Source organism: Microbacterium sp. Leaf203 (assembly GCF_001421275.1).
Classification (GTDB): domain Bacteria; phylum Actinomycetota; class Actinomycetes; order Actinomycetales; family Microbacteriaceae; genus Microbacterium; species Microbacterium testaceum_A.
In genome coordinates this window covers 280,282-300,141 of the sequence record NZ_LMKF01000022.1, presented here as the reverse complement: position 1 = coordinate 300,141, position 19,860 = coordinate 280,282, and the positions used below count along the sequence as shown (strand labels likewise).

Genomic DNA, 19,860 nt, shown 5'->3' with positions numbered 1-19,860 from the left:
CAGCCTATCCGCCGGTGAACACCAGCCACAGGAGCAGGGCGTTGAGGGCGATGAGGAAGACGGATGCCAGCACTCCGGCCGCCGTGGTCAGCCCCCGGTTGCGGTACTCGCCGAGCACGTCGGGTCGACGGGTGAGGGCCACGAGCGGGACGAGCGCGAAGGGGATGCCGAACGACAGGACGACCTGGCTGAGGACGAGCGCGAGGGTGGGGTCGACGCCGAGGCCGAGGATGACGAGCGCCGGCACGAGGGTCACGAGGCGGCGGGCGAGCAGGGGGATGCGCGCGTGCAGCAGCCCCTGCATGATCTCGGCGCCCGCGTAGGCGCCCACGGACGTCGAGGCGAGACCGCTCGCGAGCAGTCCCACCGCGAACAGGGTGGCGACGAGCGGGCCCAGTCCGTCGCGCAGGGCCGCGTAGGCGCCCTCCAGGCTGTCGGTGCCGTCGACGCCGGCGAGGTTCGCCGCGGCGAGCAGCAGGATCGCCAGGTTCACGGTGCCGGCGACGGCGAGGGCGATCGTGACGTCCCAGCGCGTCGCGCGCAGAAGACGGGGGGTCGAGATGCCCCGGGCGTGCGCGAGGGTGTCGGCGCGGCTCTGGGCGATCGCCGACTCCGGTGCGTGGGCGTGCGCCGCGGCGATGCCGCCCGAGGGGTCGGCGGGGTCGCCGGTGGGCGCGAAACGGTCGCGGGCGAGAGCGGAGTGCGCGTAGATCGCGTGCGGCATGATCGTCGCCCCGAGGATCGAGGCCGCCAACAGCACCGAGGTGCTGCCCTCGAATCTCGGCACGAGACCGGCGATCACTCCGGTGGGCTCGGGCGGCGCGAGGAACAGGCCGAACGTGAAGCCGACGGCGATCACGAATAGCAGGCCGATCAGCACCGTCTCGAAGGCCCGCGCCCCGCGCCGCGTCTGCACGAGCAGCAGGCCCATCGAGATGACCCCCGTGATCGCCCCGCCCCACACGAGGGGGATGCCGAACAGCAGATGCAGCGCGACGGCACCGCCGATGACCTCGGCCACGTCGGTGGCCATCGCGACGAGCTCCGCCTGCAGCCAGTAGGCGCGTCGCGTCCATGGGTGACGGATCCGACGGCCGAGCACCTGGGGGAGGCTCTCTCCCGTGACGATGCCGAGCTTCGCCGAGAGGTACTGGATCAGCCACGCCATGACGTTGCCGAGCACCACGACCCACACGAGCAGATAGCCGAACGTCGCCCCCGCGGTCATGTTGCTCGCGACGTTCCCCGGGTCGAGGTACGCGACGCCGGCGACCATCGCGGGTCCGAGCAGCCAGAGAGCGCGCTGCGGCGCGCGGCGGCGGGGCACGGCATCCGATGTTTTCGGCACCCCGAAACCGTAGCAATTTTTCGGGTGGCCGAAAAGTGTGCGATGTCGCGGAAAGCGCGGCGCGCGCCCCGACCGTCCAGTGCCGTCGAGACGAGGTCGCCACCGCACCGCGAGTAGCCTGAAACGGTGACGGATGCCGAGAACCCCCCGCCGTCGCAGGGCGACGCCGCCGAGCCCCGATCGACGGATGCCGACGGCCCGGCGTCGCCGCAGGAAGCGCCCCCCACGCACGGCGTGGGCAAGTGGCCCGGGGGCGCGGACGCGTGGCCCGACGACCCGCGCTACGACCGCGACCTGCTCGAGAACGGCGACACCCGCAACGTGGTCGACGAGTACCGCTACTGGAGCATGGACGCGATCGTCGCCGACCTCGACGCGAAGCGGCACCCGTTCCACGTCGCAATCGAGAACTGGCAGCACGACCTCAACATCGGGTCCATCGTTCGCAGCGCCAACGCCTTCCTCGCGGCCGAGGTGCACATCGTCGGCAAGCGCCGCTGGAACCGTCGCGGCGCCATGGTCACCGACCGGTACCAGCACGTGCGCCACCACGAAGACGTCGCCGCCTTCGCCGCCTGGGCGCGCGAGGCGGGGCTGCCGGTGATTGCGGTGGACAACGTCGAGGGGTCGGTGCCCGTCGATCGCGCCGACCTTCCCGAGGCCTGCGTCCTGCTCTTCGGTCAGGAGGGGCCGGGACTGTCCCCCGAGGCGATCGAGGCGGCCACGGGGGTCGTCGAGATCACGCAGTACGGATCGACCCGTTCGATCAACGCAGCGTCCGCCGCCGCCGTGATCATGTACGAGTGGTGCCGCCGCTGGGCGTGACCCGCGCCCGAACGCGTCGGGCGGATGTCCGCGCGGTGCGCGCCCACCCGTGAGGCCGCCTCAGGCGGCGTCGCCCGCGCTCATCCACGACCGGCCGCGCACCCGAAGCCCGAGGGTGAGCGCCCGCGCCACCATGTAGACCCCGAAGAACGCCGCCGAAAGCCACGCCAGGCCGACGGCGCCGCCGCCCGCGAACAGCGCCACGAGGACCAACGCCGGAACGTACGGCACGAGGTTCAGCAGCCCGGCGAGAGCGAGGTAGCGCGCGTCGCCGGCCCCGATCAGAACGCCGTCGAGCACGAAAACGAACCCCGCCAGCGGTTGGGCGAGCGCGAGCACGAGCAACGCGGGCTGAATGAGCGCGGCGATCTCGGCATCGCCCGTGAAGACCACGCCGATGACGCCCGAGGTGGCCGCCAGCACCGCCCCCACCGCCACGCCGAACCAGATGCCCCACGCGCTCGTGCGGGTGAGCACCCGCCCCACCGTCACGGTGTCGGCGGCACCCAGAGAACGGCCGATCAGTGCTTGAGCGGCGATCGCGAGGGCGTCGAGCGCGAACGCGGCGGTCGAGAAGATCGTGAACGCGATCTGCCAGCCGGCCAGCTCCGCCGAGCCGAGGCCCGTGGCGACGGCGACCGTGGCCAGGAACGCGGCGCGCAGGCTGACCGTGCGCAGGAACAGCCACCCGCCGGAGCGCACCGTGCCGCCGAGGCTTTCGCGTTGGAAGCCGAGGGATGCCGTGTGCACCCGCGCCAGTCGGCGTGCGACGAGCACGTAGGCGCCGACCATCCCCCACTGCGCGACGACCGTGCCGATCGCGGACCCGGCGATTCCCCAGCCGAAGCCGTAGATGAAGAGGGCGTTGAGGAGGGCGTTCGCGCCGAAGCCCAGGCCGGCGATCCAGAGCGGGGTGACCGTGTTCTGCATGCCGCGCAGGAGCCCGGTCGCGGCGAAGACCACGAGCATGGCCGGCAGACCCCACATCGAGATCGCCAGGTAGGTGCGCGCGTTCTCGGCGACATCGGGGGCGGCGCCGAACAGATCGACGACCGCGGGCGTGACGAGCGAACCGGCCGCGGCCAACAACGCGCCCAGGCACAGGGCCAGCCACATGCCGTCGATCCCGACGCGCACGGCGCGGCCGTACTCGCCGGCGCCGTAGCGTCGGGCCACCGCGGGTGTGGTCGAGTAGGCGAGGAACACCATCAGCCCGACGATCGTCTGCAGGACGGCGCCCGCGATGCCCAGTCCGGCGAGGGGAGCGACACCGAGGTGGCCCACCATCGCCGCGTCGACGATGAGGAACAGCGGTTCCGCGATGAGCGCGCCCAGGGCCGGCAGCGCGAGCCGCAGGATCGAGCGGTTCAGCGTCTCGGGCGGGTGGGTCGTCACGGTCCGAGCCTAGGGCGGGGTCGCGACACCGCCGCGGCGGCGCACCCGCGGCGCGGAGGGCCGTTCCGAGCCCCCGTGGATGTGTGGCACTTATCCTGTCTCCATGACCGACATCCCCCGCTCCGGTCTCGCGCTCGACGAGCTCAGCGACGAGATCCGCCCGCAGGACGACCTGTTCCGCCACGTGAACGGCAGCTGGCTCGAGCGCACCGAGATCCCCGACGACAAGGCCCGCTGGGGCTCGTTCCACCTCATCGCCGAGCAGGCCGAGGCGGACGTGCGCACCATCGTCCAGGAGTCGCAGGACGCCGAGCCGGGCAGCGAAGCACGCAAGATCGGCGACCTGTTCGCGAGCTTCATGGACACCGACCGCATCGAAGCCGCCGGTCGCGAGCCGCTCGCCCCGCAGCTCGAGCGCGTCGATGGCGTCTCCGACATCCCCTCGCTCCTCCGGCTCATCGGTGAGCTCGAGCGCGACGGGATCAGCGGCCTGCTGACCCTCTTCGTCGAGCCCGACCCGGGCGATCCGACCCGTTACGTGCCCGTCGTCTACCAGGGCGGCATCTCGCTGCCCGACGAGAGCTACTACCGTCTCGACAACTTCGCCGACACCCGCGCGGCCTACCGCGCGCACATCGAGCGCATCCTCGAACTCGCCGGGGTCGCCGAGGCCGCGGCATCCGCCGATCGCACCTTCGCCCTCGAGACCGACATCGCCGCGCATCACTGGACGCGCGAAGACAGCCGCGACTCGGTCAAGACCTACAACCTGAAGTCGTGGGACGACACCGTCGCCCTGGCAGGCGTCGACCTCGAGCCGTGGCGCGCGGGGGTCGCCCCCGGACACGAGGACGCGCTCGCCGAGGTCGTCGTCTACCAGCCGAGCTTCGTCGAGTCGCTCGGCGCCCTGCTCGTCGAGGAGCGACTCGACGACTGGAAGGCGTGGCTGCGCTTCAAGATCGTGCACGCCGCCGCGGCGTTCCTCTCCGAGGCCTTCGTCGCCGAGAACTTCGCCTTCTACGGCACCCAGCTCACCGGCGTGCCGGTGAACCGCGAGCGCTGGAAGCGCGGCGTCAGCCTCGTCGAGGCGGCCCTGGGCGAAGCGATCGGCAAGGTGTACGTCGAGCGCCACTTCCAGCCCGCGGCGAAGGATGCCATGGACGGTCTCGTCGCGAACCTGATCGAGGCGTACCGCCGCTCGATCCGGGGCCTGTCGTGGATGACCGACGAGACCCGCGAGCGCGCCCTCGCCAAGCTCGACACCTTCGTGCCGAAGATCGGCTACCCGGTCCGCTGGAAGGACTACTCGGAGCTCGAGATCACCGCGGACGACCTCGTCGGCAACGTCCGTCGGGCGCACGTCTGGGAGCACGACCGCCAGCTCGCCAAGGTCGGCCAGCCGATCGACCGCGACGAGTGGTACATGACCCCGCAGACGGTCAACGCGTACTACAACCCGCTCATGAACGAGATCGTGTTCCCCGCGGCGATCCTGCAGTACCCCTTCTTCGACGCCGATCGCGACGCGGCCGCCAACTACGGCGGCATCGGAGCGGTCATCGGTCACGAGATCGGCCACGGCTTCGACGATCAGGGCAGCCGCTTCGACGCCGACGGGTCGCTTCGCGACTGGTGGACGGATGCCGACCGCTCGGCGTTCGAGGAGCGCACCAAGGCCCTGATCGCCCAGTACGAGGCCCTCGTCCCCCAGGGGCTGAGCGAGGAGCACCACGTCAACGGCGCGCTCACCATCGGCGAGAACATCGGCGACCTCGGCGGGCTGGGCATCGCGATCGCCGCATACCGCCTGTTCCTCGAGAGCCAGGGCGAGACCGACCTCGACGGCCCGGTCGTCGACGGGTACACCGGCATCCAGCGGCTCCTGCTCAGCTGGGCGCAGATCTGGCAGCAGAAGGGCCGCGACGCCGAGACCATCCGCTTGCTCACGATCGACCCTCACTCGCCGAACGAGTTCCGTTGCAATCAGATCGTGCGTAACATCGACGCGTTCTACGAAGCGTTCGAGGTGACCGAGGGCGACGCCCTCTGGCTCGACGCAGACCAGCGCGTCACCATCTGGTGAGGTCGCGTTTGTTGCTCTCCTGACGCGGAAGGAGCCACGCTCGTGGGCATGCCCCCGGTTCCCGAGCCCGCCCTGCCCGATCCCGTCGGCGGGCCGGTGGAGTCGTCTCGACGCGACGCCCCGGCCCTCCGGGGGGCCGGACGCAAGGGGCCCAAGCGACTGCCTCGCCGCGCGGCGGCGGGTCGCCGGTCGTTCACGGCGACCCTGCGCTCTCTCGACGAGCTCGCCGCGTCGGGCGCGAAGGTGTCGGTGCGCATCGACGACCTCGACGGGGGCTCCACCGAGGTGCTCGCCGGCGACGACTTCGTCACGCTGCCGGTCGGAGGTCTCGGCGTCGTCCCCCTGCTCATCGAAGCGGCGGCCGCGTTCGAATCGGGGCGCCTCGACCCGCTCGAGATCATCGATCGCGCATCGGTGCACGGCGCCGCACACGGCGGCGTCTGGCAGCACCTGAAAGCCCCGGCGCTGCCCCTGACCGATGTGGCCATGCTCGCCGCGTCGTCCGGCGACGCCCTCGCCGTCAACGCCCTGCTGCACCGGGTGGGTCTGCAGTCCGTGCGCGCGCGGGTCGAGCAGCTCGGGCTGCGTCGCACGGCCCTGCTCGACCGCTTCCGTGACGACCGCGGTCCCGACGACGCCCCGCATCTCGCCCTGTCGACGGCCCGCGAGATGGCCCAGGTCTTCGCGGGGCTCGTGAACTCCACCGTCGTCTCGCCGGGAGTGAGTGCCCAGGTCGCCGAATGGCTGAGCCTGAACCACGACCTCTCGCTCGTGGCATCCGCCACCGGCCTCGATCCTTTCGCGCACGAGAACGACCAGCACGGGCTGCTGTTCATCAACAAGACGGGGCGTGCCCCGGGCGTCCGCGCCGAGGCGGGCGTGCTCGGCGGGCCCCGCGCGGGGATCTCGTACGCGCTGATCGTGAACTTCGACGACCTCTCGATCGCCCACCGACTGCGCGCGCACGACGCCTTCCGCGTGCTGGGCGTCGAGCTGATGGAGTACGTGTACTGAGGCTGTCAGGTGGTGCGCACGCGCCACACGCTCCGTGAGCAGACCGCGAACACCGTCGCCACCACGATGACGGCCGCGCAGCCGAGAAGTACCGGGGGTGCTCCGAGTTCGTGCGCCAGGGGTCCCACCAGGATCTCCCCAAGGGGGACGGCCACGAACGAACCGACCATGTCGTACGAGTACACCCGCGAAAGCGCCTCGCGCGGGACCTGGGTCTGCAACGACTGGTCCCAGGCGATCGCGAAGAGCTCGATGGCCACCCCTCCGACGCCGAACGCGACCACGAGCAGCGCGAGCGTCGGCTGCACCGCGAGCACCGCGACGGGGAGAGCGACGGATGCCATGCCGGCGACGCCCAGCCCGAGCGCACGTCGCGGGTGCCAACGCAGGGCGATCACCGCACCCAGCGCGAGGCCCGCGGTCTGCGTGGCGACGACGAGTCCCCACCCACCGCGGCCGAAGGTCTCGTCCGCGACGAGGGGGCCGAGAACCGTGGTGGCTCCGACGAACGCGGCGTTGAGGACGGCGAACTGCAGCACGACGATCCAGATCCATCGACGACTCGCGAACTCCCGCCACCCCTCGCGCAGTTCGGTCCAGACCGATGCCGTCGCGCGGGGGTCCGCGGCATCCGACCTCTGCGGGAGGCGCAGGCGGGTGAAGAGGATCGCCGCCACGGCGAAAGCGGCAGCGTCGATCGCGAGACCCCATCCGGGCCCGACCGCGGCGACCACGACGGCTCCGACGGAAGCGCCGGCGATGCTGCCGCCGTTCAGGCCGAGGCGCAGCAGCGCATTCGCCGGGCGCAGGAGGGATGCCGGCACCGTGTCGGGAACGAGGGCGGCGGCGGCCGGGAGGCTCACCGCCGATACCGCGCCGTTCACGACGCTGAGCGCGATGAGGATCGGGATGCCGGCCGTTCCGGTCAGCACGAGGGCGGCGATCGTGCCCTGCGTGGCGGCCGCCGCCAGGGATGAGCCCACCAACACGGCCCCGCGGGGCAGGCGATCGGCGAGGACCCCGCCGAACAGCAGCATCGCCACGTTCGCGATCGAGCGCGCAGCGACCACGAGTCCCAGGTCGGCTGCCGAGCCGGTGAGATCGAGCACGGCGAAGGCGAGCGCGATCGGGGCGACGGAATTGCCCACGATCGCGGTGGTCCGGGCGGCGAGCAGCCAGCGGAACGGCGCGTGGGAGAGGGGCCCCGTCACCGCGGGCGTCGGATCGGGAAGAGCGCCGCTGTCATCGACACCGGTCGTGTGCCGGGGGTTCGCGGGGGTTGGGCTGCGGCGTGCAGAAGGGCCGACGCTTCGCCGACGTGCTGCACGATGCGGCTCCAGATCTGCGGGTCGACCCAGAGTTCGGCATCCGTGGTCAGGGCCGGCCCGTCCGTGCGTGCGCGTGCGCGGCGGCGGAGTTCGTCGACGAGCGCGGCGACGTACTCCTCTTCGCCCGCGGGCGCGCGCTCACCCAGGTGTGCATCCGGGTCGTACCGCCGCGAAGAGCTCTCGTGGCGGTAGCGCCGTGCGTCCCCGCCGCGCAGCCGCACGACCTCGACGACGCGGATCAGTCCGGCCCGTTCGAGCACTCGCAGGTGGTAGCTCGCCGACGCCTGGGAGATGCCGAGCTCGCGACCGGCATCCGCCGCGCTCATCGCCGCTCCGGTGAGCAGCGACAGCAACCGCAGGCGCAGGGGGTGCGCGGTCGCGCGCAGTTCGTCGATCTGGGACATCCCGCCATCGTGGCGCGCCCGCGAGCAACCGTCAAACAGCTCTTTGGGGGTCGGGCAGATGGTCCCGCACCCGACGCCCGAGCGCAATCCCTCCTTTCGAGCCCCGACCCGCTGGGACGCTGGTGGCCTCGAAACGAAAGAAGGGACCGAAGCCATGTCGGACACCACTCCCACCAACGACCCGTTCGCCGCCTCGAGCGGACCCGAGGGCCACTCCATCACCGACTGGACCGACCTCGGCCGCGAGATGTGGTCGTACCTGACCGGCCGCGGCGCCGCGGTCAACTACTCGTTCGTCGATATGACCGTCGAGGTGCCGCGCGACATCGGCCCCGACGCGCCCCGCGCGACCTGGAAGCTCAACGGCACCCTCCGCGTCACCACGAGCGACGACACCGCGGCCGGGTCCGACCCGTACCGCGGCAACTGAGGGGAGGCGCCATCATGGTGCGCCTCGACATCGACCTCGCCTTCTCGGAACACGAGCAGGACCAGGATGCCGACACCCCGCCGTTCGAGGGCACGGTCACGGCCGCGGGCACCGAGGTGCGCATCGTCGTGAGCGACCCCTCGCGGTTGCCCGGCAACGGCCGGCGGACGCTCGCCGAGCTGTCCACGGTTGCCGACGCCCTGGCATCCCGAGGTATCTCGGTGAAGCTCGAGGGACCGGAGGGTCCGATCCTGCATCTCGGCGACGTGAAAAGCAGCGTGCTGCAGCGCGCGATCACGGGGTCGAAGCACATCCGCCTCGGGTCTGTCTCGGCGGTGGCACCGTTGCTGACGCGGCGGAACAAGGGGCAGGCGCTCACCTTCCCGATTCCGCCCGAGACGCCGCTACCCCTCGTGCCGACGGTCAATCGCACGGTGCGACGGCGCATCACGACGACCCACTACACGCCCGGTTCCGGTCGGCCGCGCCTGATCTTCGCGGTCGGTGACTCGTCGTGGGACGGCTCGCGTCCGCGGGAGTTCGACCTGCTGCCGACCAAGACGGTCATCGGTTCGGGCGAGGGGGTCGACCTGCGGCTTCCCGGCCTCGCGTCGGTCCACGCCGAGATCCGCCACGAGGGCGACGACGAGTACGTCCTCTACGGTTTCGACCAGGTCGGCGGTGGCGGGGCACGCGAGCAGGGCCCCGGACGCGACCGCGGCGGACGCATCCTGCGCACCGGCGCGCGCATCGAGCTGGGCGGCTGGCGTCTGGCGTACTTCCGCGCGGAGTTCGCCGACCACGGACGCCCCTATGGCGGCCGCCAGGGCGGCGAGCTCTCGGACCAGCGCAAGCAGCCGCCGCGCGGCGGTTCGGGCCCGCTCAGCCGGGCGACCGACCCGGAGTGACCACTCTCGCGTGAGGGGTCGTCTTCTGTCGCTTTGCATCACCGTAGGCGACAGGAAACGACCCCTCACGCCTGCGTGCGGGCGTCGAGCCACGCGCGGCGGCCGGGGGCCGGCATCCGGAATTCAGAAGACGATCGTGTGGTTTCCGTGGCGGATCACGCGGTCTTCGGCGTGCCAGAGCACGGCGCGCGAGAGCACCTGGCGCTCGACGTCGGCTCCGCGGCGGGCGAGCTCGGCCGAGGAGTCGGCGTGGGTCACGCGCACCGTGTCCTGCTCGATGATCGGACCCTCGTCGAGGTCGCTCGTGACGTAGTGCGAGGTCGCCCCGATGAGCTTGACGCCGCGCTGCTTCGCCTTCTTGTACGGCTCCGCGCCGATGAAGGCCGGCAGGAACGAGTGGTGGATGTTGATCACCGGCACGCCGATCTTCTCGAGGAACTCCGGCGAGAGGATCTGCATGTAGCGCGCGAGCACGATGAAGTCGACGTTGCCGACCAGCAGTTCGAGGATGCGGGCCTCGGATGCCGACTTGTCGGGCCCCGGCGTCGACGGGACGTGGAAGAAGGGCACCCCGAACGACCGCACGTCCTCGGCGGCCGCCGTGTGGTTCGACACGACCATGGGGATGCTGACGGGGAGGTCGCCGCGGCGGTGACGCCACAGCAGGTCGAGCAGGCAGTGGTCCTGCTTCGAGGCGAGGATCGCCATGCGCTTGGGCGTCGAGAGGTCGGTGAGCGTCCACTCGAGCTCGAAGCCGTCGCCGAGGGTCTTCGCGAGGTCGGCCTCGATCTCGGGGAACGCGGCCGAGAGGTCGGGGCGGTGGAAGACCACGCGCTGGAAGTACGCCCCGCCACGGGGATCGTCGGAGTACTGGTCGAAGGCGACGATGTTGCCGCCCTGGCGCGCGATCAGCGCCGAGACCGCGGCGATGATGCCGGGGGTGTCACTGCCGTGCACGATGAGACAGGCGTGATCGGGCTGCAGGTGGGGGCTCGCGGAGACCATCGGACCATTATTCCGCGCGCGGGTGGCGTCGCCGACCACGCGCGGTGTCGCTTCGGGGCGTGGTTCGTGGCCCCGGGGCCTCTTGTGCCGCCCCGGGGCCATTTACGCCGGCCCGCCGGGGCCCGACCCCGGCCCGGATCACAGGCGCACGACGATCTTCTGCGCCGAGACGCCCGCGCGCTGGCGGTCGAGGGCGCCCTGCACGGCGTCGAGGCCGTCGCCGACGACGAGCGGGGCGGGCGCGGGGCGGAGCGCACCCTCGGCCAGCAGGCGCGGGACGACCTCGCCCCAGAGGCGCGGGCCCATCTCGTCGTCGCGGAGGCTGCTGCCCCAGACGAAGTTCGCGCGGATGCCGCGGCGGCGGGCGCGCAGCGTCGAACGCAGCGTGCCGAGCCCGATGCGCGTGAAGACCGGCAGCATCGCGGGAAATAGACGGCGCCGACCGACCAGTGAATCGAGCGCGATCGGCGTGCTCGCCATGGCCAGCCGGTTCCCGCCGGTGCGGGCGAGGACGTCGATGCACGCGTCGGTCGAACCGGCCCCGAGCGCCACCGCCCCGACCACGGGGCGTCCGCCGACGGCCGCGACCAGCTCGGCCACGGCGGAGGGCGAGCGGTGGTCGACGACGGCGTCCGCTCCGAGGTCGCGCACGGTCGCCGCGTTGCGGGCGGATGCCGTGGTCACGACGTCGTAGCCGGCGGCGCGGGCCAGTTGGATGGCGTTCATGCCCACGCTCGTGGAGCCGCCCCAGATCACGACGACGCCTCGGGCGGTGTCGTGATCTGGGTCACCCGGCATCCGGAGTCCGAGGTGCTGGGGTTGGAACAGGGCACACGCCGCCGTGGACAGGCCCAGCGGGAAGACGGCGGCCTCCTCGTCGGAGAGGCTGTCCGGTGCGGGGGCGGTGAGTCGCTCGAGCAGGGTCGTGTACTCCTGGAACGCGCCTTCGCGCAGCGGATCCCGGCCGCGGTCGGTGCCGGTCGCGAGCCCGAAGACGTGCTGACCCACGCGGAAGCGCGTGACGCCCGACCCGATCGCGACGACCTCGCCCGCGACGTCGGAGCCGAGCACGGCGGGGGTCTGCAGCCATCGGTAGGTGATGCGGCTGGTGCCCTGGATCACCCAGTCGACCGGGTTGACCGCCACGGCGCGAACGCGCACGAGCACCTCGTCGGCGGCGGGTGCCGGGGTGTCGACCGTGCCGCGGGTGAGAGCGGCTCGAGGCGCGGAGAGCAGGGCGGCGGCGTGCGAGGACATGGGGGACCTTTCGCGTGATGACACGGAGTGCCTTCACTATAGACGTGATGACACGCAGTGTCGTCACATAGGATCTCCGCATGGCCAGATGGGCACCCGACACCAGAGAGCGCTTGCGCGAAGCCGCGATGCAGCTTTTCGCGGAGCGCGGATTCGACGCGACGACGGTGCCCGACATCGTCGAGCGGGCCGGGGTGACGCGGCGCACCTTCTTCCGTCATTTCGGCGACAAGCGCGAGGTGTTCTTCGGCGACGACGAGATCCCGAGGCTGGCCGCCGAGATGCTCGCCGCCGCCCCGGCTGACAGCTCGCCCTTCGAGATCGCGTGGGCGGGATTCCAGTCCCTCGCCGCCGACCGCTTCGAACCCCGCCGCGAGGAGATCGCGGCGGCGCGGCGCCTCGTCGAGGCCGAGCCCGCCCTGCGCGAGCGCGACCTGCAGAAACAGGCCGACCTGCGGGCGGTGTTGGTCGAGGGGTATCGCGCACGCGGCGTCGAGCCCCTGCACGCGCGCGTCGTGGCCGGTGTCGCGGTGGAGCTGCTGCAGACGGCCCTCGAGCAGTGGGCGGCCGACGCGATGCGCGCGCCCCTGCGTGATCACCTCGAGCGGGTCCGCCGCGAGATGGCGGCCGTCCTGGGCTGACGCGCCACCCGCTGCTCGCCGGCACCGGGGCGCGTCTCGTGCACCGGGACGGTCGGCGGACGCCCCGCTGCACGGAAGGCACCCCGCTGCGCGCGCCCTGCGCACACCGCCACCCCGCCGCCGATGTCGGTGGCCGGGGCTAGCCTGGAAGACGTGACCAGCACCCTCCGCCTCGACCGGCCGGGGTGGCGTACCTGGACGCTGTGGATCGTCGGCGTTCTCGCGTACGTCGTGTCGATCATCAACCGCACCTCGCTCTCGGCGGTGGGGGTGGATGCCGCTGTGCGCTTCGGAGCCGACGCCTCGGCCCTGTCGATGTTCGCCGTCATCCAGCTCTTCGTCTACGGCGCGATGCAGATCCCGGTCGGACTCCTGCTCGACAAGTACGGCGCGCGACCGATGATCGCGATCGGCATGGTGCTGATGGCCGCGGGTCAGCTCGTCATGGCCTCCGCGGATGCCGTGGGGATCGGCATCCTGGCCCGTGTCCTCATCGGTGCGGGCGATGCGGCGATCTTCCCGAGCGTGCTGCGCGTGATCGCGACGTGGTTCCCCGCGCAGCGGGCGCCGGTGCTCGTGCAGCTGACCGGGATCATCGGTCAGCTCGGCCAGATCGTCGCCGTGGTCCCGCTCGCCGCCCTCCTGCACGCCACGACATGGAGCGTCGCCTTCGGCAGCGTCGCGGGTCTCGGCCTGCTGTTCGCGGTCCTGACGTTCCTGATCATCCGCAACCGCCCGCCCGAACGCCGGTCCGACCCGGTCGACACCTCGGTCGACACGCAGACCGGCGCGATCCGCGTGGTGCGGTCATCGCCCGACCTGCGGCAGGGTTTCCGCGAGTCGTGGGCGCACCCCGGCACGCGTCTCGGGTTCTGGTCGCACTTCGCCACTCCCTTCGCGGGCACGGCGTTCATGCTGCTGTGGGGCTTCCCCTTCCTCACCGCGGGCGAGGGCCTCGCCCCCGCCACCGCGTCTCTCGTGATGACCTCGCTCGTGCTCTTCAGCATCCTCAGCGGTCCCGTGATCGGGGCGCTGTCGAGTCGGCATCCCACCCGCCGTTCGCGGTGGCTCGTGCTGCCGACCGTGGTGTTCCAGGCCGTGATGTGGATCGTCGTGATCGTCTGGCCCGGGCCCGCGCCCGTGTGGCTGCTCGTCGTGCTCATGTTCGCGCTGTCGACCGGGGGGCCGGCGTCGATGATCGCATTCGATCACGCGCGCACGTTCACCCCGAGTCACCGCCTCAGCACGGCGACAGGCATCGTCAACGGCGGCGGATTCCTCGCTGCCCTCCTGGCCATCCTGTTCATCGGCATCGCGATGGACGTGCAGGGAGCGGGAAGCCCCGAGACGTACTCGCTCGACGCATTCCGTCTCGCCTTCCTGACGCAGGTGCCGCTGTGGCTCGTGGGCGGGATCGCGATCGTCATCGAGCGCGGGCGGACCATCCGCCACGTCGGCGGGGTTCTGCCGCGCTGACGCGCCCGCGCCGCGGTGCGAGACTCGAGAGCATGAGCGAGATCGACATCCGGACCCTCGACACCGTCGAAGCCATCCACGAGGCCGCGGGTGTGCTCGACCGGGTCTGGGGTGAGCACGGGACCATGCCGGCGAACATCCTGCGGGCTCTCGAGCACGCCGGAAACTACGTCGTCGGCCTCTACGACGGCGACCGGATGATCGGCGCCTCGGCGGCGTTCTTCGGCCCGCCCGCCGAGAGGTCGATGCACTCGCACATCACCGGCATCGTCCCCGGATATCAGGGGCGCGGACTGGGCCGACAGCTGAAGAACCACCAGCGCGAGTGGGCGCTCGAGCGCGGCGTCGGCCGCATCACCTGGACGTTCGACCCGCTCGTCGGTCGCAACGCCCACTTCAACCTCGCGGTGCTGGGCGCGCGCGTCACCGACTACCTCGTGAACCAGTACGGCGAGATGGCCGACGCGGTGAACCGCGGCGACGAGTCCGACCGCCTGATGGTGTCGTGGGCGCTCGCCGAACCTCCCGCGCCCACCCCGACGGATGCCGGGATCTCGGCCGTCGTGCCCGTGCCCGACGACATCGAGGCCCTGCGCTCGAGCGACCCGGCGGCAGCCGCCGAGTGGCGCCGGCGCATGCGTGCCGAGCTGCGGGGGCACCTGGCATCCGGTCGACGGATCGGCGGTTTCGATCGCCGCGGGTACCTCATCGTCGGCTGAGACGGCCCCGCATCCTCGCGCCGGGACGCGGGGGCGTCACTGCTCGGTGATCGGGGTGTCCTTCTCGGCCGCCGGGTCGCCCTGGCCCGGACCCGGTCGCACGGCCGCGTCGTCGCGGACGTCGATCCGCGTGATCCCGTCGTGCTCGCTGACGTCGAAGCGCGGCGCGGCGTCTTCCTCCGTCGCCTTCGGCGCGCTCGTCAGCTGGTCGTGACGGTTCTCTTCGAAGCTCTTCTCGTCGCTCACGGTGGTCACTCCTTCTCGCCGGCCGAGCGCCAGGCGTCCGACTCCATGTGCGAGCCCGCCTGCGGGCCCATGTGCAGCATGCCGCCGTCGACGACCCAGCTGGCTCCGGTGACGTAGGCGCTCTCGCGCGAGGCGAGGAAGCGGATGACGTCGGCGACCTCGTCGGGCTTTCCGGGGCGACCCAGGGGGATGCCGGGGCGGTGGGTGCGCTCGGCGTCTTCGGCCGACATGTCGTTGATGGGGGTGGCGATCTCGCCGGGCGCGACCGCGTTGGCGGTGATGCCGTACTGGCCGAGCTCGAGGGCCATCGTCTTGATGAGTCCGCCGACGCCGTGCTTGGCGGCGACGTAGGGGGCCGAGCCGACGCGCGGCTGGTGCTCGTGCACGCTCGACACGACGATCAAGCGTCCGCCGTTGCCGGCCTTCGCCATGCGGCGGGCGGCGGTGTGCAGGGCGAGGAACGCCCCGTCGAGGTTGAGTGAGATGTCGGTGCGCCAGGTGTCGAAGTCGAGGTCGAGGAAGCTGCCCCCGATGCCGCCTCCGGCGTTGTTGACGAACACGTCGAGGCCGCCGAGCTCGTCGGCCATGGCGTTCACGGCATCCGGAACCGCGTCGAAGTCGGTCGCGTCGAACTGCGCGACGATCGCCTTCACACCGCGCTCGCGCACGGCTGCGGCGGTCTCTTCGGCGCCGTCCTTGTCGGAGTGGTAGGTGACGGCGACGTCCATCCCGGCGGAGGCGAGGGCGAGGGCCGTGGCCGCGCCGATGCCCGAGTCGGAGCCGGTGACGATCGCGTGGCGGGGGGTGAAGTCAGCGCTCATGCGGCCGACGCTACGCGCGGGCCCTGCGCGGGCGCGGTCCCTTGCCAGGTGCACGCGCGGGCGTTACGGTCGCCCGGCCGCGCACAACTCCTGCAGATCGGGAGGTTCAGCTCGGCGTGGACCCGCAGACGTGCCGATCTGCAGGGGTTGTGCAGCCCCCGCCCGGCTGTCGTCCCGCCCGGCCGCCGCCCCCGCTAGCCTGCCGTCATGCCGCTGATCCGCCCCGCCGCGCCCGTGACCCTCGATGCCGTCGACCTGCGCGTGCTGCACATGCCGCTCGTGTCGCCGTTCACCACCTCGTTCGGCACCGAGACGGTGCGCGAGGTGATCATCGTGACCGCCGAGACGCCCGACGGCCGCGGCTGGGGAGAAGTGGTGACGCAGTCCGAGCCGTCGTACTCCAGCGAGTACACGCAGGGCGCGTGGGACGTGCTGACCCGCTTCCTCGCCCCGGCCCTGCTCGCGCGTCGGACCGTGGCACCCGAGGAGGTCGCCGGGGCGCTGCACCACGTGGTCGGTCACCGCATGGCGAAGGCCGGTCTCGAGCTCGCGGTGATCGACGCGGCCCTGCGCGCCGAGAACCGCAGCTTCGGCGAGTACCTCGGCGCCGAGAAGGACAGGGTGCCCTCGGGCGTCTCGGTCGGCATCCAGAGCGACCCGCGGGCTCTCGTCGCGGCCGTCGGCGGCTACCTCGACGAGGGGTACGTGCGCATCAAGATCAAGATCAAGCCCGGTCGCGACATCGACGACACGGCCGCCGTCCGCGCGGCCTTCGGCGGTATTCCGCTGCAGGTCGACGCCAACTCCGCGTATACGCTTCAGGATGCCGACACCCTCGCCGAACTGGACCGCTTCGACCTGCTGCTCATCGAGCAACCCCTGCAGGAGGACGACCTGGTCGATCACGCGACCCTGGCGAAGCGCCTGTCGACGCCCGTCTGCCTAGACGAGTCGATCGTGAGCGACAAGGCCGCGGCCGACGCCCTCGCCCTCGGCTCCGCCGCGATCATCAACATCAAGGCGGGCCGCGTGGGCGGCTACCTCGAGGCCGTCGCGATCCACGACCGCGCGCTCGCCGCGGGCGTTCCCGTGTGGTGCGGGGGCATGCTCGAGACCGGCATCGGCCGCGCGGCCAACGCCGCCCTCGCGGCCCTGCCCGGCTTCACGCTGCCGGGCGACATCTCGGCATCCGCTCGCTTCTACGCGCGCGATATCGTGACCGAGCCGGCCGTGATCGAGGACGGGCACGTGCGCGTACCGACCGGCGCCGGGCTCGGTGTCGAGATCGACGAAGCCGCGCTCGAGGAGTTCACCGTGCGTCGCGAGCGCCTCACGCGGTGACGCCCGGAGGGCCACCAGGCGGGCACGGGCCTCTTCGATAAACTGGATGCCGCGCACTCGCGCTCGAACCCCACAGCTTTCCCGACCATTGGAGCCACCGTGGCCGAACAGTCCCGCCTCGACAAGGTCATCGCCCTCGCCCGCCACCGCGGGTTCGTCTTCCAGGCCGGTGAGATCTACGGCGGTTCGCGCTCCGCATGGGACTACGGCCCCCTCGGCACCGAGCTCAAAGAGAACATCCGCCGGCAGTGGTGGCAGACCTTCGTTCGCGGTCGCGGCGACATGGTGGGGCTCGACTCGAGCATCATCCTGCCCAAGCGCGTGTGGGAGGCCTCGGGTCACGTCGCGACCTTCACCGACCCGCTCGTGGAGTGCCTGAGCTGCCACAAGCGCTTCCGCGCCGACACCCTCATCGAGGACTTCGAGGCGCGCAAGAACCGCAAGGCCGAGAACGGCCTCGCCGACGTGCCCTGCCCCAACTGCGGCACCAAGGGGCAGTACACCGAGCCCAAGTCGTTCTCGGGCCTGGTCAAGACCTACCTCGGCGTCGTCGACGACGAGTCGGGCCTGTACTTCCTGCGCCCCGAGACGGCGCAGGGCATCTTCGTGAACTTCTCGAACGTGCTCACGGCATCGCGCCGCAAGCCCCCGTTCGGCGTCGGCCAGGTCGGTAAGGCCTTCCGCAACGAGATCACCCCCGGGAACTTCATCTTCCGCACGCGCGAGTTCGAGCAGATGGAGATCGAGTACTTCACCCCGCCGGCCGAGGCGAACGAGTGGTTCGAGCACTGGGTCGAGGCGTGCTGGAACTGGTTCATCGAGCTCGGCATCGACCCCGAGAACATGAAGCGCTTCGACGTGCCCGAAGACGACCGCGCGCACTACTCCGCCGGCACGATCGACGTCGAGTACCGCTTCGGCTTCCCGGGCAAGGAGTGGGGCGAGCTCATGGGCGTCGCCAACCGCACCGACTACGACCTGAAGAGCCACTCCGAGGCGTCGGGCCAGTCGCTCACGTTCTTCGACCAGGCCTCGGGCGAGAAGTACACGCCCTACGTCATCGAGCCCTCGTTCGGTCTGACGCGCGCCATGATGGCCTTCCTCGTCGACGCGTACCGCGAAGAAGAGGTGCCCAACGCCAAGGGCGGCACCGACACCCGCACGGTGCTCAAGCTCGACCCGCGCCTCGCGCCGGTCAAGGTCGCCGTGCTCCCGCTCTCGCGCAACGAGCGCCTGTCGCCGCTGGCCCGCGAGGTCGCCGACACGCTGCGCGCGGCCGGCTGGAACATCGACTTCGACGACGCGGGCGCGATCGGCCGCCGCTACCGCCGCCAGGACGAGATCGGCACCCCGTTCTGCGTCACGGTCGACTTCGACTCCCTCGACGACAACGCCGTGACCGTGCGCGACCGCGACACCATGGGCCAGGAGCGCATCGGCCTCGACGCGCTGCACGGCTACCTGGCGGAGCGCCTGCGGGGAGCCTGACCCGATTCAGCGAAGACCGGATGCCGTGGCCCGAGGCCGTGGCATCCGGTCTTCCGCCGTTTCGGGGCGCCGTGGGCGGCTCACGCGCGGGGGAGGGGACCCGCGGTGCTCGCGCGGACGACGAGTCGCGGTTCGGCGAGGCGCACGGTCTCGAGGGTCTCGTCGGCGTCCCACACCTCGACGAGCAGTTCCAGACAGGCCGACCCGAGCTCGCGCGCGGCGAGGTCGATCGAGGTGACGGGCGGCGACAGCAGGGCGTGCGCGGGTTCGTCGACGCACGCCGCGACGAGGAGGTCGTCGCCGACGCGGCGGCCGGCGCGAACGGCGGCCTCGAGGGTCGCCGCGGCGGAACCGCTCGGGGCGATCACGAGGGCGTCCACCTCGGGGAGCGCCAGGAGCTCGGCAACGGCCTGGCCGATCTCGTCGGCGGTCGGCACGAACGAGACCCGGCGCGACAGGTCTTCGCGACCGTGCGCGCGGGTCCATTCGGCGTAGGTCTCGGCCAGCTCACGGCTCCACGACGTGCCGTCGGGCGGCAGGATGGCGGCGATGCGCGCGGCGCCCCGGTCGGCGAGATGGGCGAGCAGTCGGGTGAGCGCCGCGCGGTGGTCGGTCGCGACACTGCCCTCGGTGCGCCCCGCGCCGCCCAGGACGTGCTCGCCGCTGACGACGGGGCGGTCCGAGTCGAGCAGGGCCCGGATGCCGGGATCCTCGACGGACGCGTCGACGATCACGTAGCCGTCGACGAACGCCGACGGCGCGGAGGTGTCCGCGGCATCGCGGTGGGGGAGGAGGATCACCGACAGCCCCCGGCGGTCGGCGGCGTCGACGACGCCGAAGGCGAAGTCCGTGTAATAGGGCAGGTGGGTCGTGCCCGCCGGCAGGGACAGGCCGACGGCGCCCGACCGCGCCGTCCGCAGGCTGCGCGCGGGGATGTTGACCGAGTAGCCGAGGTCGCGCGCGACGCCCAGGACGCGGTCGCGGGTGTCGGGGGAGACCCCGGTCTTGCCGCGCAGGGCGAACGAGGCGGCGGCGACCGACACGCCCGCGCCGGCGGCCACGTCGTGGAGCGTCGGCTTGCGCGGGGTCACGAGCAGTGACGTTACCCGACGCGGGGTGGCGGTCGATCCG

General features: G+C 71.7%; 19 protein-coding genes. 10 read left to right on the top strand and 9 right to left on the bottom strand.

What is annotated here, in order from left to right; all coding sequences use genetic code 11:
- Positions 1–4: 4 nt before the first annotated feature.
- On the bottom strand, positions 5–1,348 hold the full coding sequence (locus ASE56_RS02625) for an Nramp family divalent metal transporter (RefSeq protein WP_056224673.1): 1,344 nt from the start codon (positions 1,346–1,348) through the stop codon (positions 5–7).
- A gap of 234 nt (positions 1,349–1,582) precedes the next feature.
- Here ASE56_RS02625 and ASE56_RS02620 point away from each other — a divergent pair, with 234 nt between their 5' ends.
- Positions 1,583–2,173 carry an RNA methyltransferase gene (locus ASE56_RS02620; protein ID WP_056228067.1) on the top strand — a complete coding sequence of 197 codons (591 nt, stop codon included), beginning with the start codon at positions 1,583–1,585 and terminating at the stop codon, positions 2,171–2,173.
- Positions 2,174–2,233: 60 nt separating this feature from the next.
- Here ASE56_RS02620 and ASE56_RS02615 read toward each other — a convergent pair whose 3' ends face one another.
- Positions 2,234–3,568 carry an MATE family efflux transporter gene (locus ASE56_RS02615; RefSeq protein ID WP_056224671.1) on the bottom strand — a complete coding sequence of 445 codons (1,335 nt, stop codon included), beginning with the start codon at positions 3,566–3,568 and terminating at the stop codon, positions 2,234–2,236.
- Between the two features lie 103 nt (positions 3,569–3,671).
- Here ASE56_RS02615 and ASE56_RS02610 point away from each other — a divergent pair, with 103 nt between their 5' ends.
- Complete coding sequence (locus ASE56_RS02610; RefSeq protein ID WP_056224669.1) at positions 3,672–5,651, top strand: M13 family metallopeptidase; 1,980 nt, start codon at positions 3,672–3,674, stop codon at positions 5,649–5,651.
- Positions 5,652–5,699: 48 nt separating this feature from the next.
- The gene (locus ASE56_RS02605) at positions 5,700–6,665 is read left to right on the top strand and encodes a serine hydrolase (RefSeq protein WP_074694815.1); all 966 of its coding nucleotides are present in this window, start codon (positions 5,700–5,702) and stop codon (positions 6,663–6,665) included.
- A 5-nt stretch (positions 6,666–6,670) separates the two neighbouring features.
- On the opposite strand, the gene ASE56_RS02600 is transcribed toward ASE56_RS02605, so the two are convergent.
- Positions 6,671–7,876 carry an MFS transporter gene (locus tag ASE56_RS02600; RefSeq protein WP_056224665.1) on the bottom strand — a complete coding sequence of 402 codons (1,206 nt, stop codon included), beginning with the start codon at positions 7,874–7,876 and terminating at the stop codon, positions 6,671–6,673.
- Positions 7,873–8,397 (bottom strand): helix-turn-helix domain-containing protein, encoded by a 525-nt coding sequence (locus ASE56_RS02595; protein ID WP_056224663.1) that lies wholly within the window; start codon positions 8,395–8,397, stop codon positions 7,873–7,875. Before ASE56_RS02595 ends, ASE56_RS02600 begins: the two co-directional genes overlap by 4 nt.
- A gap of 154 nt (positions 8,398–8,551) precedes the next feature.
- On the opposite strand from ASE56_RS02595, the gene ASE56_RS02590 reads away from it, so the two are divergent.
- Together ASE56_RS02590 and ASE56_RS02585 are read left to right on the top strand one after the other, a co-directional pair.
- A complete protein-coding gene (locus ASE56_RS02590; protein WP_056224661.1) occupies positions 8,552–8,827 on the top strand; it encodes a hypothetical protein in 276 nt (91 codons plus the stop codon).
- A gap of 14 nt (positions 8,828–8,841) precedes the next feature.
- Positions 8,842–9,735 (top strand): FHA domain-containing protein, encoded by an 894-nt coding sequence (locus ASE56_RS02585; RefSeq protein WP_056224659.1) that lies wholly within the window; start codon positions 8,842–8,844, stop codon positions 9,733–9,735.
- A gap of 123 nt (positions 9,736–9,858) precedes the next feature.
- Here the strand turns inward: ASE56_RS02585 and purU are convergent, their stop codons facing one another.
- Positions 9,859–10,740 carry a formyltetrahydrofolate deformylase gene (gene purU / locus ASE56_RS02580; protein WP_056224657.1) on the bottom strand — a complete coding sequence of 294 codons (882 nt, stop codon included), beginning with the start codon at positions 10,738–10,740 and terminating at the stop codon, positions 9,859–9,861.
- A 138-nt stretch (positions 10,741–10,878) separates the two neighbouring features.
- The gene (locus ASE56_RS02575) at positions 10,879–11,997 is read right to left on the bottom strand and encodes a zinc-binding alcohol dehydrogenase family protein (RefSeq protein ID WP_056224655.1); all 1,119 of its coding nucleotides are present in this window, start codon (positions 11,995–11,997) and stop codon (positions 10,879–10,881) included.
- 80 nt (positions 11,998–12,077) lie between these two features.
- On the opposite strand from ASE56_RS02575, the gene ASE56_RS02570 reads away from it, so the two are divergent.
- The 3 genes from ASE56_RS02570 to ASE56_RS02560 all read left to right on the top strand — a co-directional run bounded on the left by ASE56_RS02570 (position 12,078) and on the right by ASE56_RS02560 (position 14,833).
- On the top strand, positions 12,078–12,638 hold the full coding sequence (locus ASE56_RS02570) for a TetR family transcriptional regulator (protein ID WP_056224653.1): 561 nt from the start codon (positions 12,078–12,080) through the stop codon (positions 12,636–12,638).
- 153 nt (positions 12,639–12,791) lie between these two features.
- Positions 12,792–14,114: a nitrate/nitrite transporter gene (locus ASE56_RS02565; protein WP_056224651.1), complete on the top strand. Its 1,323-nt coding sequence runs from the start codon at positions 12,792–12,794 to the stop codon at positions 14,112–14,114.
- Positions 14,115–14,146: 32 nt separating this feature from the next.
- Positions 14,147–14,833, top strand: coding sequence for a GNAT family N-acetyltransferase (locus ASE56_RS02560; RefSeq protein ID WP_056224649.1), 687 nt, complete (start codon positions 14,147–14,149; stop codon positions 14,831–14,833).
- 36 nt (positions 14,834–14,869) lie between these two features.
- Here ASE56_RS02560 and ASE56_RS02555 read toward each other — a convergent pair whose 3' ends face one another.
- The gene (locus tag ASE56_RS02555) at positions 14,870–15,079 is read right to left on the bottom strand and encodes a hypothetical protein (RefSeq protein WP_056228063.1); all 210 of its coding nucleotides are present in this window, start codon (positions 15,077–15,079) and stop codon (positions 14,870–14,872) included.
- Between the two features lie 5 nt (positions 15,080–15,084).
- On the bottom strand, positions 15,085–15,900 hold the full coding sequence (locus ASE56_RS02550) for an SDR family oxidoreductase (RefSeq protein WP_056224648.1): 816 nt from the start codon (positions 15,898–15,900) through the stop codon (positions 15,085–15,087).
- Between the two features lie 207 nt (positions 15,901–16,107).
- Between ASE56_RS02550 and menC the strand changes: the two genes are divergently transcribed.
- Positions 16,108–17,241 (top strand): o-succinylbenzoate synthase, encoded by a 1,134-nt coding sequence (menC, locus tag ASE56_RS02545; protein ID WP_056224646.1) that lies wholly within the window; start codon positions 16,108–16,110, stop codon positions 17,239–17,241.
- 99 nt (positions 17,242–17,340) lie between these two features.
- On the top strand, positions 17,341–18,729 hold the full coding sequence (locus ASE56_RS02540; protein ID WP_056224644.1) for a glycine--tRNA ligase: 1,389 nt from the start codon (positions 17,341–17,343) through the stop codon (positions 18,727–18,729).
- 80 nt (positions 18,730–18,809) lie between these two features.
- Here the strand turns inward: ASE56_RS02540 and ASE56_RS02535 are convergent, their stop codons facing one another.
- A complete protein-coding gene (locus ASE56_RS02535; RefSeq protein WP_056224642.1) occupies positions 18,810–19,820 on the bottom strand; it encodes a LacI family DNA-binding transcriptional regulator in 1,011 nt (336 codons plus the stop codon).
- Positions 19,821–19,860 lie beyond the last annotated feature (40 nt).

Coding starts and splice junctions, on each gene's coding strand:
- ASE56_RS02610 (WP_056224669.1), top strand. CDS start 3,672: ATGACCGACATCCCCCGCTCCGGTCTCGCGCTCGACGAGCTCAGCGAC.
- ASE56_RS02605 (WP_074694815.1), top strand. CDS start 5,700: ATGCCCCCGGTTCCCGAGCCCGCCCTGCCCGATCCCGTCGGCGGGCCG.
- ASE56_RS02595 (WP_056224663.1), bottom strand. CDS start 8,397: ATGTCCCAGATCGACGAACTGCGCGCGACCGCGCACCCCCTGCGCCTG.
- ASE56_RS02590 (WP_056224661.1), top strand. CDS start 8,552: ATGTCGGACACCACTCCCACCAACGACCCGTTCGCCGCCTCGAGCGGA.
- ASE56_RS02585 (WP_056224659.1), top strand. CDS start 8,842: ATGGTGCGCCTCGACATCGACCTCGCCTTCTCGGAACACGAGCAGGAC.
- purU (WP_056224657.1), bottom strand. CDS start 10,740: ATGGTCTCCGCGAGCCCCCACCTGCAGCCCGATCACGCCTGTCTCATC.
- ASE56_RS02575 (WP_056224655.1), bottom strand. CDS start 11,997: ATGTCCTCGCACGCCGCCGCCCTGCTCTCCGCGCCTCGAGCCGCTCTC.
- ASE56_RS02570 (WP_056224653.1), top strand. CDS start 12,078: ATGGCCAGATGGGCACCCGACACCAGAGAGCGCTTGCGCGAAGCCGCG.
- ASE56_RS02560 (WP_056224649.1), top strand. CDS start 14,147: ATGAGCGAGATCGACATCCGGACCCTCGACACCGTCGAAGCCATCCAC.
- ASE56_RS02550 (WP_056224648.1), bottom strand. CDS start 15,900: ATGAGCGCTGACTTCACCCCCCGCCACGCGATCGTCACCGGCTCCGAC.
- menC (WP_056224646.1), top strand. CDS start 16,108: ATGCCGCTGATCCGCCCCGCCGCGCCCGTGACCCTCGATGCCGTCGAC.